Consider the following 13,703-nt stretch of genomic DNA (forward strand, 5'->3'; position numbering starts at 1 on the left):
TCTACTGAGCGCCTTCCGCGGCCATGGCCTGGGGGTCGCCGGCCGGCGGGCCCGCGGGTTCGGTACCCGCGTCCGTCGTCTCGACAGGCGGTGTCGGGGTGTCCGGCGGCGTCTCGACCGGCGGTGTGGTCTCCGGCGGAGCGTCCGTCGTCGTCGGACCACCCGGGTCGGAACCGCCCGCCGGCACGGAGTTGCCCGGATCGGGCTTCCCCGGCGCTCCGGCGGTCTGCTTCGGCGGCTTCGCCGAACCCGACGCGCCGGGGGCGGGAATACCCGAGGCCCCGGTCGTCGCGCTGGCCGAAGACCCCGGGATCGGGGAGCCGTTGGAGTCCGTCGGCACCGGCAGCGAAGGACCGCCCGGCAGCACGCCGTCGGCCGCGCTGCCCGAGGGAGCGGGCTTCTCGACCTTGACGGAGTCCGACTTCTTGTCGACCTTGACCCCGGGTATGTTCAGCCACGGCGCGCTCGAGTTGCCGCCCATCAGCGCGACGACCAGCGTCACCGCGTAGCAGGCGCAGACCGCTGCCAGGATCCAGCCGGCCCGGCGGAACTTCTTGCTCCGACGCCCGGAAGCGTCGACAAAAACGGGCCCGTCGGAGCTTTCCTGATCTACATCTTCCGCAGAACCTGATTTCTGCGGGTGCTTCGGGCCCGAAGGCAGCTCGGAGAGCTGACGCCCCAGACCGTCGAGTTCGATGGTGACATCGCTCGGCTCATGCATATGCCCCGTGCGGGCATTCTCTCGCCAGTTTTCCACAGGTGTGCACATCCCCCACTTAATGTCCCATGGGTGCGTGCACGGCTGACCGGAAATGCCGACGATCAGGCCCCCACCTGACCGACCGCCCCCTACCACACTGCACCCGGACCACGAATGTAGCGCACGCCAGTGATGCCGGTAGTTCTGCTTGACAGGTTGCTGTGCATCAATGCTGTGACAAGGATGCGTGCAACCATCCGGGGGCGACTTCTTACTGACAAGTATTTATCTCAACTGCGGCCGTGGTGACAGGAATTGGTTTCTTCGGACCACTTCTGTCCCTTCCGTTCACTGTGGTCGAGGTCACCGGCTATTCGACCGGCAGTCGATCATTGTTCACGGTGTTACCCGACGTCACAGTGGCACGGCGACACTCGCGACGATCCAGGGCCCAGGCACGTGCAGCAGCCCGCACAACGCGGTGGACCGCTCCCGGCGTCCCGTCTTGCCCTCAGCGGGAGTTGCGGATGATTCCACCCGTACACCGGCAGAGCGGTCATCGTTCCGCAAACAGCCCAGGCTCGGGAATCACTCGCCAAAAATCGAGAAATCGAAATTCGGAAATTCCGATTGAAATTCCAGGTTCAGCGATCTGACTGAACACTCCCCCGATCAGCTTGAGCACTTGACGACCCGAGCCCCGAGCCATGTGCGTTCGAAGCTCTCCACGTAGGGCGTGGCAAGCATGCCGTCCGCAGTGGGGCGGACATGCAGGACAGGCGCATTCACCGCAGGCTGACCATAGATATGGGGAGTGATAAGTAATTCGTCGTCCGCACGATAGATGGAGTTGTACAACGCGGCACGGTGTAGGCGGAGTTCGACGCCGACCAGGGCAGTGACCGGTCGAAGGAGGACAAGTGCCTTGCGGATGCGGGCCGCCATGGCATCGCCGTTTCCGTCGTTGTCACCGCGCGAGGCCGCCTCGGGGTTGTCGGGGTCACCGAGCAGTAATCGGACCTTGACCCCTTCACTCGCTTTGCCGGCGAGAGTGCGGGTGATCCCGAGGTCTTCGGCAAGGAACAGTGCGCTGTGGGCGAGGATGCCGATTTCGCGTTCGGCGCACGAGAAGTGTCTGAGCCAGGTTTCACGCGGCACGGCCCAGCGGTGGGGATAGACCGTACGAATCTCGCCGCCAAGGGGGACGCGGGGGCGGAGGCGCCCGGCGGTGGGCCACAGTTCGTGCTCGTTGCGGCCGACCAGGGCGGCGAGCGCGACGCGGTTACGCGAGTAGGGGAGGCGCCCCGCACACCACCGCTCCACGGTCTTGGGATCAACCAGGAGTCGCGCGGCGACATCGGCGTAGTCGAGGCCGGCGGACATCAGGGCACGACGGAGCACGTCGTTCACGCTGTCCCCCTTGTTCAGGATGCGAACGACCTCAGCGTAGCCAAGAAATCCCTAGACGTCCCTCAAGACGCGGTGTCCGCGACTCGACATCGAGCAGACCCTCGTGGCACAGGTTCAATGCCGCGAAGGAGCACCGATCTTGATGGATTCCAACTGTTGCCCGAACAGCTGGACGGGGGCACGGCGATGACCGCCGAAGGTCCGACCACGGTCCGCGAAGAACGTCCGTCCGTTGTCACTAAAATGTGGCCGCGCAGCCCTCGATCAGTAGGCAAAGCACGTCAGTTCGTCGCCGAACACCTTGACGCATGGGGACTACCGCAGCTCACGGAGACTGCCGAGTTGATCGTCTCCGAGTTGGTCACGAACGCTGTCAATCACGCGCACCCGCCCAACGGGCGTTTGATCGCGACGCAGTTCCAACGGCTTCGGGCCGGTGTACGGATCGAGGTGCACGACGCCAACGACAGCAAGCCGGAGCTTCGAGAAGCGTCCACGGACGCCGAATCCGGGCGGGGTTTGGCTTTGGTGGATGCACTCACCGATGGGCAATGGGGAGTGAGTGACCGGAATGGGCCCGGCAAATCGGTCTGGGCGATGTGCACTGACAACAACGCGCCAGAGAGCTCTCAGTGATCATCCGCAATGAGTGGACTGATGAGCATCGCGGCATACACCGTTGTCGGGCGACTGCCCGACGAGAAGAGGACGGTACGAGTGGGCTCGCGGGCAACACCGTGGGGCGCGTACAAGACCATCACAGACGCCTTGCGCCGCCGCATCACCGAGGGAGAGTTCCCACCGGGTACCCAACTGCTCAGTGAGGCCGAACTCGGGTCGGAGTACGGAGTCGCGCGCAACACGGTGCGGAGAGCGCTCGCAGACCTTGAGAACGAAGGCTTACTCGTCACCATGCCCGGACGCGGACGCCTCGCCTCGTCGCCGGACAGTCCGCAGTCCCCGGCACCGGCTTTCCGCCGTATATCGACGGACCTGCGCGCCACGATCGAGCGCGGTGAGCTACGACGAGGCGACGTGCTTCCCAGCGAGGCCGATCTGACGAAGGACTACGGCGTCTCTCGCTGGACCGCCCGGCAAGCCTTCACCGTGTTGGAGGACGCAGGACTGATCGAGACGCGTCAGGGGAGAGGACGCTTCGTGAAGTGACCCGACAACGGTAGCCTCGACGCGTGAAATCTGTCCCATGGTGGCAACAACTCGCCGAGCACCTGCTCGCAGAGCCGCTTCCGCGCCGCTGGGCGCACACTCAAGGCGTCGGCCGTAAAGCCGAGACCATCGCACACATCGTGGGCGATGAGGCCGATCTGCTGATCGCTTCCGCATGGCTGCACGACATTGGCTACGCTCCCAAGCTCGTAGCGACAGGTTTTCACCCTCTCGACGGAGCCCGCTTCCTCCGTGACACCGAACACGCCGACCTCCGCGTGTGCTCGCTGGTCGCCTATCATTCCTGCGCCCATATCGAGGCCCGCAACCGCAGCCTCGGCGGTGAACTCGCCGCGGAGTTCGAACCTGTCGAAGGGCTGCTCGCCGACGCCCTGATCTATTGCGACATGACCACAACACCGGACGGCGAGCCGGTCAACGTCGAGAAACGACTGTCCGAGATCCTGACGCGCTACGGCCCCACGGATGTCGTCGCCGAATCCATCACCGAGGCGACCTCACACATCGTGGATTCAGCACGGCGCGTCGAGACTCTCCTCGTCAGATGACCGCACGCCGCGAACGGACCAGTTTCCCCTGTTCGTCGCGGTTCCAGTGGCAGCCGGCACTATCGAGAAACTCGATCTCCACCGGCTCAGGCTCGACGTACGAGCGCAGCCATTCGCTCGGTGCGGGACGGCGTACGGTCTGGCCGGGCGGAACGAGACCGATGAACTCGGTGCGGGACTCTTCTCCGGCCGGCGCGGGCAGCGGGAGGTCGACCTCGTATATGGGCATGTCACTCGCATTGTGGACGTGCAGCGCCAGGTCTCGGGTGCCGTCGTCCCGACGGTACGCCTCGACCCACGCGCTGACTCGCGCCGCCTGAGCGCGGCGGGCTTCTTCGTCGCGCTCTGCCTCGCGGCGGTGTTCACGCCGGAGAAGAACGAATCCCGTGCCGAAGGCACCGACGGTGCCGATGGAGGAGAAGACGTCGGCTGCCGTGTTGAGCCAGTCGTCACCCAAGCTGGGGAAGCCCCTCGCCTTGCACGTACGCCTCGACGCGCCGGCGCATGGAGCGGTCCATCTTCAGTTCGTCCACCTTGTGGCGTGGCACCCACGCCACTTCGCGAGACTCGTCGCTCGGGGTCGGATCACCACTGAGGTACCGCGCGGTGAAGACGATGGAGAATTCCTGCCGTACCTCGTCATTACTGGTGTAGTGGATGACATGCCGCGGATCGGTGTAGATCCCGACCAGTCCGTTGATCTGGCAGTGAATTCCGGTCTCTTCGAGGGTTTCGCGCACCGCAGTTTGCGTGATGGATTCTCCAAAATCCATTGCGCCGCCGGGCACAGCCCAGTTTCCGTTGTCGCTACGGCGGATCATGAGAATGTGTCCCGCGTCGTCGGTCACGACGACATTCGCTGACGGGACGATGCTGTTGGCCGTAGGCGCGCTCGGATCGTCGAAGTAGTCGAATCGCGTCGGCATTTCCCTCGTCACTCCATTTCCTGCGCTCGACCCCAGACCTGCTCGAAACTCTCCACGTAGTTGGTGACCATGCTGCCCCCGGCGACCTTGCGCAGATGGATCACCGGGGCCTGCGCCGCCGGGAAGCCGTAGATGTGGGTGTTGACGAGCAGTTGATCGTCCGCCCGATAGATCGAGTTGTACAGGATCGTCTCGTGCAGCCGGAAGTCGATGCCCTCGACGTTCCGTAACCGCCTGTACATCACGAGAGCGTTTCTGATCTTCGCGGCCATGGCGTCTTCAAGGCCCTCGTCCGTGCCTCGCTGGGCCACGGCGGCGCTGTTGGGGTCACCGAGCAGTATCCGCACCCGTACGCCCGTATCGGCCTTGGCGCGTAAGACCCTGTGGATACCGGAGTCCTCGGACAGGAAGAGGCCGCTGAAGACCAGGACACCGATCTCGTGCTCCGCCGTCTCGAACATGCGCCGCCACAGGTCGGACGGCACTGACCAGCGGTGCGGATAGACAGTGACGATCTCACTCTCGGACGCGCCCGCGATCTGATCAGGCGTCAGCGCGTCCGGCCACAGATAGGTCTCGTCCAGGCCAAGCTGCGCGGCGACGGCGTACCGATGCCGCCGGTACGGCGTACGGCCGGTCGTGACCCAACGCTCGACGGTCTTGGCGTCCACGTCGATCGTGGTCGCCAACTCGTCCAGGGTGAGCCCGCGTTCGAGTAACGCGGCACGGAGGCGCTCATTCTGCATGCATCAACCTCAAGACGTCACGAGACGACACCACGATAGGCGGGACGTCTCGCACACGTCCAGCCATGTAGTGATGACGTACCGCACTCGGGGCGCACTGTGCGTGATGTCGCCGTCGGGCCGGCCCCGGAGGCCCGGACACGACTGAGGCCCCGCTGCCGGGTGGGCAGCGGGGCCTCGGCCTCACATGGGGTTTGTGGAGATGGCGGGAATCGAACCCGCGTCCAACGGTGCGGAATCAGGACTTCTCCGAGCGCAGTCCGCTGCGATTTTCTCGGCCCCGGAGATCACGCGGACAAGTCTCCGACGGGCTCAGTCACTGTTTGATTTCCCTGCAAGTCCCGTGACCGGGCCTACAGGTTTAGTCCCCTAGCTGATGCCAGGATCCGGGTCGGGAACACTCCCGGGCTGACACTCCGCGGAGTCTTCGCTAGCTGCTAATTAGGCAGCAAGTGCGAAGGCGGAGGAATCGCGCTTAGAATTGGCGATTGTTTTTTGCGACATATGGTTAACGAGATCATTGCCGCTTTCTCGGCTCGCTTCCCCTGCTTCGACATCCGCTGTCGAAACCGATCATCCCCATGTTTTGTTTTCAACTCGTGCACCCGCTACGAGGTGCACGACCCATCGTACGTGATCAACAGGGCCGAGGGCCACCGTATTCCCACCAGGGGCGCGCGGCGTCAGGCCTGCTGCTTGCGCTTGACCGCCGAGACGGCCCGGTCCGTCTCGCGCCGGTCCTGCCGCTCCCGCAGCGTCTGGCGCTTGTCGTACTCCTTCTTGCCCTTGGCCAGCGCGATCTCGACCTTGGCCCGGCCGTCCTTGAAGTACAGGGCGAGGGGCACGATCGTGTGACCCGATTCCTGCGACTTGGACTCCAGCTTGTCGATCTCGGCCCGGTGCATCAGCAGCTTGCGCTTACGCCGTGCGGTGTGGTTCGTCCACGTTCCCTGGCTGTACTCAGGAACATGGACATGGTGGAGCCATGCCTCATGTCCGTCAATCTGGACGAACCCGTCCGTCAACGACGCCCGCCCCTGACGCAGCGACTTCACTTCCGTGCCCGTGAGCACGAGACCGCACTCGTAGGTGTCGAGAATCAGGTAGTCGTGCCGCGCCTTCTTGTTCTGGGCGATGATTTTGCGCCCTTTTTCCTTTGCCATAGTCCTGCCATTTTCTCACTACGGCGCAACTTCTTTACGCCGTGCCGCCGAGGCCGCTGAGGACCGTCTGCGCCTGCTGTCCGGCATGGTCGCTCGCCGCGAGATCCGGGGTGATTCCCCTGCCGTCGACCGTATGCCCCGCGGGCGTGCGGTAATGGCCGACGGTCAGCTCGGCGACCGAGCCGTCCGGCAGCGTGCTCGGCATCTGGACCGAGCCCTTGCCGAACGTACGCGAGCCGACGGTGATGGATCGTCCGCGGTCCTGGAGGGCGCCGGTGACCAGCTCGGCCGCGCTCATCGTGCCGCTGTCGACCAGCACCACCACGGGGCGTCCGGTGTCGCCGCCCGGGTCCGCGTACAACGCCCGCTGGGCGCCTTTTATGTCGTACGTCGCGACGAGGCCGCCGTCGAGGAAGGCCGAAGCGGCCTTGACCGCCTCCGAGACCAGCCCGCCGCCGTTGCCCCGCAGGTCGAGCAGTATGCCGGCGCCGCGCGGCGCGTCCCGTACGGCGTCGCGCACCTGCTCGCCCGAGCCCTTCGTGAACGCGTCGACCTTGATCATCCGGGCCCCGCCGGTCAGCTTGCCGACCGTGACGGACTCGGTCGACAGCCGGGCGCGGCGCAGCGTACGGGTCCAGCGGTGTCCCGCGCGCTCAAGACCGAGGACGACGGGAGTACCGGCGCCGGCGCTCTTGCCCGCCCCGCCCTCCCCCAGCGCGTCGCCGCGCAGCAGCGCCATCACGTCCGTGACGGGCCGGCTGGCCACATCCGCGCCGTCGATGTCCCTGACCGTGTCGCCCGCCCTGATACCGGCTCCCGCGGCGGGGCCGCCGGGGTGCACCCGGGTGACTTCCATCAGCCCCCCGGCCGTACGCCGGGCGCTGAGGCCCACTCCGGTGTACTCACCGTCGAGGGCCTGCTCGAACTCCTCGTACTCGCCCTTGTCGTACACGGCGCCCCAGCGGTCCCCGCTGCGGCTGACGACCTCCTCGGCCGCTTCCGTGCCCGACTTGCCGTCGGCCATCGCCTTGGCCGCAGCCGCGGCGACCTCGCCGCTGTCGACCGTCGAGGCGACGGCGCGCGTCGGGATGACGGGCGGCGTCGAATCGGCCTGCGGCAGGGAGTTGGTCGCGGCGGCGGTGGCGAGCGCACTCGCGAACACCAATGTCAGGACCGCCCCGCGGCGGACTCCGCGGGGCCCGAAATGGGGTGACTCCGATCCGGACATGGCGTTGAGTCTAGGACAACGCAGCGCGACGGACCGGAGCTTGGCGACACCACGCCAGGGGCGCTTGTCACACCCTGAGGTACTTGCGCAGTGCGACGAGAGCCGCAACTGCCGGCATCAGCAGACCGATCGCGAGCACCAGCGGCAGCTTCGAGAACACCGCGTCCCAGCCGATGAACCTGACGAGCTCCATCTTGTGGGACAGGTCGAGACCGCTGTCGATCAGGAAGTACCGCCCCAGCATGAGCATTCCGCACGCGACCACACCGCCGATCAGTCCGGCGAACGCGGCCTCCATGATGAACGGCGTCTGGATGTAGAAGCTGGAGGCGCCGACGAGCCGCATGATGCCGGTCTCGCGCCGTCTGCTGAACGCCGACACCCGCACGGTGTTGACGATCAGCATCAGCGCGATCACCAGCATCAGCGCCATGACACAGAGCGCGGCGATGTTCATGCCGTTCATCAGCGAGAAGAGGTTCTGCAGGATGTCGCGCTGGTCCTGGACGGACTGCACGCCGTCCCGGCCGGCGAAGGCGGTCGCCACCACCTTGTACTTCTCGGGGTCCTTGAGCTTGACGCGGAAGGACTCCTCCATCTGGTCCGGGGTGATCGTGCTGGCGAAGGCCGTGTCGCCGTACTGCTCCCGGTAGTGCTTGTACGCCTCGTCGGAGTCCTCGTGGTGGACGGACTCGACGATGTTGCTCATCTTCTTCAGATCGGCCTCGATCTGGGCCTTCTGCTCGCCTGTGACCGCGCCCTTGGTGCACGCGGGATCGCTCGCCGCATCGCCCTTGTTGCACAGGAAGATGGAGACGTTGACCTTGTCGTACCAGTAGTCCTTCATCGTGCTGACCTGCTCGCGCATGAGCAGCGCGCCGCCGAACAGGGCGAGCGAGAGGGCTACGGAGATGACGACTGCGAAGGTCATCGTGAGGTTACGGCGGAGACCTACACCGATCTCCGACAGGACGAACTGGGCGCGCATGGCGTCCTTTCAGCTTTGGACGGTCAGTGCTCGACGGGCAGCGTCAGTGCTGGTAGCCGTAGACGCCGCGTACCTGGTCGCGCACGAGCCGGCCGCCTTCGAGCTCGATCACACGCTTGCGCATCTGGTCGACGATGTTCTGGTCGTGGGTGGCCATCACGACGGTCGTACCGGTGCGGTTGATCCGGTCCAGCAGCTTCATGATGCCGACGGAGGTCTGCGGGTCCAGGTTGCCGGTGGGCTCGTCCGCGATCAGCAGCATGGGGCGGTTGACGAAGGCCCGCGCGATGGCGACGCGCTGCTGCTCACCACCGGACAGCTCACCGGGCATCCGGTCTTCCTTGCCGCCGAGGCCGACCAGGTCGAGGACCTGGGGCACGGCCTTGCGGGTCTCCCCGCGCGGCTTGCCGATGACCTCCTGCGCGAACGCCACGTTCTCGGCGACGGTCTTGTTGGGCAGCAGCCGGAAGTCCTGGAAGACGGTGCCGAGCTGGCGGCGCATCTGCGGCACCTTCCAGTTGGACAGCCGCGCGAGGTCCTTGCCGAGCACATGGACCATGCCGTGACTCGTGCGCTCCTCGCGCAGGACGAGTCTGAGGAAGGTCGACTTGCCGGAACCGGACGAACCGACCAGGAAGACGAACTCCCCCTTCTCGATCTCAAGGGAGACATCGCGCAACGCGGGACGGTTCTGCTTCGGGTAAGTCTTGGAGACGTTGTCGAATCGGATCACGAGATGCACCACGGTCGGCCGGGAGTAGGTGAGCGTGACCTTACGCGACCCGGACTGGCCCGCGCAGTCCGCGACCGGAGTTGGGCGGATTATCACGAATGTGGGGCGCCCGCCACCCCTGGCGGACCGTACGGAATCGGGTCGGCCGCGCCGAATCCGGCGGGAACTGGCACAGTGGTAAGGGGAACGGTCGCGTTTCCCGGAGCGTTGTGCGGAGAAGGAACACTGTCTGCGGCTGACGCCGCGCGGTGAGGAGGAAAGCGCATGACCTACGACAGATTGGTGTGCGCCAACTGCGCGGGGCCCGTGAGCGAGGGCCGCTGCCGCGTTTGCCGTGCCAGCAGGGAGCGGCTCCAGCAGGAAGGCGGGCCGTTGAGCGGGCTGAGCCCGGTGGCGCTGCTGAGCATGCTGCTGCTTCTGCTGGCCGCCGTGGCACTGGTGGCGACGCACCAGACCGCCTGAGCGCTGCCTGCGCGCCGCGCGCACTGCCGCGCACTGCCGGATTTCGCAGAAGGGCCCGGACGCCTCGCGTCCGGGCCCTTCTGTCAGCTGTACCGCTCGCTGTGAGTTACGTCTCCACTCAGGCGGCCGTGCCGCCACCGCGGTTCATGCGGGGCAGGAAACGGAAGCCCACGCCGCCGGCGATCATCACCGCGGCGCCGATGAGCAGGAACGAGGTCTCGCCGGCACCGGTCTCGGCCAGCTCGTCCTTGGCCGCACCCTGCTGCACGGGCTTGGAGCCCACGGAGTCGGTGTCGGTGTTGTCCGCGCACTCCACGCCGTCCAGCGAGACGGTGCAGGTGCCCGGGTCCGCGCTGTTGCCGCCGCCACCGGTACCCGCGCCCTGGGTGGGCGAGGTGCTGGGCTCGGACGGCTTGGTCGGCTCGTCGGTCGGGGAGCCGGTGGGCGGCTCCTCGGTCGGCGGCTCCTCCGTGGGCGGCTCCTCGGTCGGGGGCTCCTCGGTGGGAGGCTCCTCCGTCGGGGGCTCCTCGGTGGGAGGCTCCTCGGTCGGCGGCTCCTCGGTCGGAGGCTCCTCGGTGGGCGGGTCGGGAATCGTGGTCGGCGGGCCGGTCGGGTCGTCGTCCGCCAGCGCGCCACCGGCGCCCAGCTGTACGGTCGTGGCGCCCACCTTGGCGGAGGCGCCGAGGTCGACGAGGCCGGCGGCCGACGCCGCGCCCGCCGCTGTCAGCGAAGCACCCGCGGCGATCACTGCGCCGGCCGCTACGCGCGCCACGCGGATCCGCGTCTTCTTGGTCATCTGCCTGGTACCCCCAGTAGCTTCATTCGTCATTGGTGCAGCGTCCGGGGCAGCGGCTGCTGGGGGTCTGTTCACTGGTCTCCCCCGCCCGCACGCGCCCCAGGAATACGCATGCCACGCGCCAGCTTTCCCAGTTTTCATATACGCGTCAAGGCGGTTGCGCGCGCGATGACCCGAATCGCGACGGTTGTCCGGCAGGCCCTGATGTAACTGTGACACAAAGAGGAACTGCCGCTTCCAGAGCGGCAGTTCCTCGGTCGACTTGGTGGCCGGCCGATGTCGGCCGGCGGGGAGATCAGCGGTCGTGCTGCTTGCGCCAGCGAATTCCGGCTTCGAGGAAGCCGTCGATCTCGCCGTCAAGTACCGCCTGCGGGTTGCCCACTTCGAAGTCCGTGCGCAGGTCCTTGACCATCTGGTACGGGTGCAGGACGTACGAACGCATCTGGTTTCCCCAGGAGTTGCCGCCGTCGCCCTTGAGGGCGTCCATCTCGGCCTGCTCCTCCTGACGGCGCCTTTCGAGCAGCTTCGCCTGGAGGACGTTCATCGCACTCGCCTTGTTCTGGATCTGCGAGCGCTCGTTCTGGCAGGAGACGACGATGCCGGTCGGGATGTGGGTGATCCGCACCGCCGAGTCGGTGGTGTTGACGCCCTGTCCGCCGGGGCCCGAGGCGCGGTAGACGTCCACGCGCAGTTCGGACTCGTCGACCTCGACATGGTCGCTGGACTCGACGACGGGCAGCACCTCGACGCCGGCGAAGGAGGTCTGCCTGCGGCCCTGGTTGTCGAACGGCGAGATGCGCACCAGCCGGTGGGTGCCCTGCTCGACGGAGAGCGTGCCGTACGCGTAGGGCGCCTTGACCACGAAGGTGGTCGACTTGATGCCGGCCTCTTCGGCGAACGACGTCTCGTAGACCTCGGTGCCGTAGTTGTGCCGCTCGGCCCAGCGCAGATACATCCGCTGCAGCTGCTCGGCGAAGTCGGCGGCGTCCACGCCGCCCGCCTCGGCGCGGATGTTGACCAGCGCCTCGCGCTCGTCGTACTGGCCGGAGAGGAGGGTGCGGACCTCCATCTCGTCCAGCGCCTTGCGCACCGCCTCCAGCTCGGACTCGGCCTCGGCGCGGGCGTCCGCGTCGTGCTCTGAGTCGGCGAGCTCGAAAAGGATCTCCAGGTCGTCGATGCGCCCGCGCAGCGTCTCCGTCTTGCGGACCTCGGCCTGCAGATGGGACAGCTTGCTGGTGATCTTCTGCGCCGCATCGGGGTCGTCCCACAGGGAAGGAACGGCCGCCTGCTCCTCGAGCACGGCGATCTCGGCCCGCAACCGGTCCAGGTCAAGGACGGCCTCGATCGACCCCATGGTCGAGGAGAGGGACTTCAGCTCTTCGGATACATCGACGACTGCCACGGGTCCAGCGTAACGGCTGAGCGGAAGAACCCCTCCCCCCGCTGCCCCACCGCTGTCCCCGGCCCGTACGACGGGCCGTCCGGCACCCCTTACCGCAGGGCCGTACTACGGCGCCGGCGAGGTCGTCTGCTTGGAGTCCTGCGGGCTCCCGCCGCCGTCGTCGCTCGTCGCCAGCCAGCCGCCCACGCCGAGCGCCGCGACCACCAGGACGGCTGCGGCGCCGAGGGTGATCCGGCGCTTGCGCACGGCTCCCGCCTTGTGCCGGGCCGAGCCGGGACGGCGCTGGCTGCTGCTGCGCGGCGCGCGGGCCGTACCGCGCGCGCCGCCCGCCAGCTCGTCGGGGCCCGGCACGCGCATGCTCGTGTGGGTGTCCCGGTTGGAGTCGGGAGAGGCGCCGGGGACCAGCGGTACGGCGCCCCTGCGGCGCGGTTCGCCGGTCTCGGCGGTACCGGGACGCGGCTCCTCGTGCGGCTGCTCGGTGGGCTCCGCGTCGGGCTCGTCCACGTCCAGCGGCGGGATGCCGGTGAGCAGCGGCTGCAGTTCGCGCAGCCGGGCGCCGAGTTCCGAGGCGCGCAGCCGGGATGCGGGGGCCTTGGCCAGGCACTGGACGAGGAGCTGCCACAGCTCCTCGGGGATGCCGGGCAGCGGGACGACGGACTCCGTCACATGGCGGCGCAGGACGGCGCCGGGGTGGCCGCCGCCGAACGGCGTGAATCCGGCGAGGAGTTCGTACAGGACGGTGGCCAGGGCGTAGATGTCGACGGCGGCGCGCGGCGGCAGCCCCTCGACGATCTCGGGCGCCAGATAGTCGGGGGTGCCGATGATCCGGGACGCCTTGGTGCGCCGGGGGGTGTCGATCAGCTTGGCGACACCGAAGTCGGTGAGCAGCGCGGGGTGTGCGCCGCCGGGGCCCAGCGGGCCTTCCATGTCGAGCAGGATGTTCTCGGGCTTGACGTCACGGTGGACGATCCCGGCCGCGTGGGCGGCGGCGAGGCCGTCGGCGACGTCGGCGACGATCGCGACCGCCGCCTCGGGCGCCAGCCTGCGCTCCCGGTCGAGACGGGTGCGCAGGTCGGTGCCGCGTACGAGTTCCATGACGAGCGCGAGGTCGTTGCCGTCCACGACGAGATCGCGTACGGCGACCACCCGGGGGTGGTCGAGGCCCAGCAGGGCGGTGCGCTCCTGGACGAAGCGGCCGACCAGCTCCTGGTCGGACGCGAGGTCCTCGCGCAACAGCTTGATGGCGACGGCGCCCTCGGGCCCCTCGCCCAGCCACACCGTGCCGGCGCTGCCGCGTCCCAGAATCTGGTGTGCGGTGTACCGGCTGCCGATATTCCGTGCCAAGACTGCTCCCTCAGCGGCTGGCTTTGCCATCAAAGTACGCGTGTATCGGGGTGTTCCGTGCCCACGACG

Annotated in this window: 16 protein-coding genes and 1 other RNA gene; 4 read left to right on the forward strand and 13 right to left on the reverse strand. The window is 67.3% G+C overall.

Going from position 1 to position 13,703, the window contains the following annotated elements; genetic code table 11:
- Position 1 precedes the first annotated feature (1 nt).
- Positions 2-721, reverse strand: a complete 720-nt coding sequence (locus OHS57_RS14435; RefSeq protein ID WP_328582196.1) for a hypothetical protein — start codon at positions 719-721, stop codon at positions 2-4.
- 651 nt (positions 722-1,372) lie between these two features.
- The gene (locus OHS57_RS14440; RefSeq protein WP_328582197.1) at positions 1,373-2,110 is read right to left on the reverse strand and encodes an XRE family transcriptional regulator; all 738 of its coding nucleotides are present in this window, start codon (positions 2,108-2,110) and stop codon (positions 1,373-1,375) included.
- 156 nt (positions 2,111-2,266) lie between these two features.
- On the opposite strand from OHS57_RS14440, the gene OHS57_RS14445 reads away from it, so the two are divergent.
- Genes OHS57_RS14445 through OHS57_RS14455 form a run of 3 tightly spaced genes read left to right on the forward strand, consistent with a single transcriptional unit; the run spans position 2,267 to position 3,846 of the window.
- On the forward strand, positions 2,267-2,746 hold the full coding sequence (locus OHS57_RS14445; RefSeq protein ID WP_328582198.1) for an ATP-binding protein: 480 nt from the start codon (positions 2,267-2,269) through the stop codon (positions 2,744-2,746).
- Positions 2,747-2,767: 21 nt separating this feature from the next.
- Positions 2,768-3,277 carry a GntR family transcriptional regulator gene (locus OHS57_RS14450; RefSeq protein ID WP_328582199.1) on the forward strand — a complete coding sequence of 170 codons (510 nt, stop codon included), beginning with the start codon at positions 2,768-2,770 and terminating at the stop codon, positions 3,275-3,277.
- A 23-nt stretch (positions 3,278-3,300) separates the two neighbouring features.
- Positions 3,301-3,846 carry an HD domain-containing protein gene (locus tag OHS57_RS14455; RefSeq protein WP_328582200.1) on the forward strand — a complete coding sequence of 182 codons (546 nt, stop codon included), beginning with the start codon at positions 3,301-3,303 and terminating at the stop codon, positions 3,844-3,846.
- Here the strand turns inward: OHS57_RS14455 and OHS57_RS14460 are convergent.
- The 8 genes from OHS57_RS14460 to ftsE all read right to left on the reverse strand — a co-directional run bounded on the left by OHS57_RS14460 (position 3,839) and on the right by ftsE (position 9,630).
- On the reverse strand, positions 3,839-4,303 hold the full coding sequence (locus tag OHS57_RS14460; protein WP_328582201.1) for a hypothetical protein: 465 nt from the start codon (positions 4,301-4,303) through the stop codon (positions 3,839-3,841). The two genes, OHS57_RS14455 and OHS57_RS14460, sit on opposite strands and share 8 nt — an antisense overlap.
- A complete protein-coding gene (locus OHS57_RS14465; RefSeq protein WP_328582202.1) occupies positions 4,296-4,772 on the reverse strand; it encodes an NUDIX domain-containing protein in 477 nt (158 codons plus the stop codon). Before OHS57_RS14465 ends, OHS57_RS14460 begins: the two co-directional genes overlap by 8 nt.
- 8 nt (positions 4,773-4,780) lie before the next feature.
- Positions 4,781-5,518: a DUF5919 domain-containing protein gene (locus OHS57_RS14470; RefSeq protein ID WP_328582203.1), complete on the reverse strand. Its 738-nt coding sequence runs from the start codon at positions 5,516-5,518 to the stop codon at positions 4,781-4,783.
- 194 nt (positions 5,519-5,712) lie between these two features.
- Positions 5,713-6,099: a transfer-messenger RNA gene (ssrA, locus tag OHS57_RS14475) on the reverse strand.
- A 102-nt stretch (positions 6,100-6,201) separates the two neighbouring features.
- A complete protein-coding gene (smpB, locus tag OHS57_RS14480) occupies positions 6,202-6,681 on the reverse strand; it encodes an SsrA-binding protein SmpB (RefSeq protein WP_041989112.1) in 480 nt (159 codons plus the stop codon).
- A 34-nt stretch (positions 6,682-6,715) separates the two neighbouring features.
- Entirely contained in the window at positions 6,716-7,909 is a 1,194-nt protein-coding gene (locus OHS57_RS14485; RefSeq protein ID WP_328582204.1) for a S41 family peptidase, read from the reverse strand.
- 67 nt (positions 7,910-7,976) lie between these two features.
- The gene (gene ftsX / locus OHS57_RS14490; protein ID WP_041989109.1) at positions 7,977-8,897 is read right to left on the reverse strand and encodes a permease-like cell division protein FtsX; all 921 of its coding nucleotides are present in this window, start codon (positions 8,895-8,897) and stop codon (positions 7,977-7,979) included.
- A gap of 43 nt (positions 8,898-8,940) precedes the next feature.
- Positions 8,941-9,630 carry a cell division ATP-binding protein FtsE gene (gene ftsE / locus OHS57_RS14495; protein ID WP_041996136.1) on the reverse strand — a complete coding sequence of 230 codons (690 nt, stop codon included), beginning with the start codon at positions 9,628-9,630 and terminating at the stop codon, positions 8,941-8,943.
- 264 nt (positions 9,631-9,894) lie between these two features.
- Here ftsE and OHS57_RS14500 point away from each other — a divergent pair, with 264 nt between their 5' ends.
- Complete coding sequence (locus OHS57_RS14500) at positions 9,895-10,092, forward strand: hypothetical protein (protein ID WP_328582205.1); 198 nt, start codon at positions 9,895-9,897, stop codon at positions 10,090-10,092.
- 118 nt (positions 10,093-10,210) lie between these two features.
- Here the strand turns inward: OHS57_RS14500 and OHS57_RS14505 are convergent, their stop codons facing one another.
- The 3 genes from OHS57_RS14505 to OHS57_RS14515 all read right to left on the reverse strand — a co-directional run bounded on the left by OHS57_RS14505 (position 10,211) and on the right by OHS57_RS14515 (position 13,634).
- The gene (locus OHS57_RS14505) at positions 10,211-10,888 is read right to left on the reverse strand and encodes a hypothetical protein (protein ID WP_328582206.1); all 678 of its coding nucleotides are present in this window, start codon (positions 10,886-10,888) and stop codon (positions 10,211-10,213) included.
- A gap of 295 nt (positions 10,889-11,183) precedes the next feature.
- Positions 11,184-12,290, reverse strand: a complete 1,107-nt coding sequence (gene prfB / locus OHS57_RS14510; protein ID WP_041989104.1) for a peptide chain release factor 2 — start codon at positions 12,288-12,290, stop codon at positions 11,184-11,186.
- Positions 12,291-12,395: 105 nt separating this feature from the next.
- Positions 12,396-13,634, reverse strand: a complete 1,239-nt coding sequence (locus OHS57_RS14515; RefSeq protein WP_328582207.1) for a serine/threonine-protein kinase — start codon at positions 13,632-13,634, stop codon at positions 12,396-12,398.
- Between the last annotated feature and the right edge of the window lie 69 nt (positions 13,635-13,703).

The sequence above is a fragment of the Streptomyces sp. NBC_00370 genome, from assembly GCF_036084755.1.
Classification (GTDB): Bacteria; Actinomycetota; Actinomycetes; order Streptomycetales; family Streptomycetaceae; genus Streptomyces.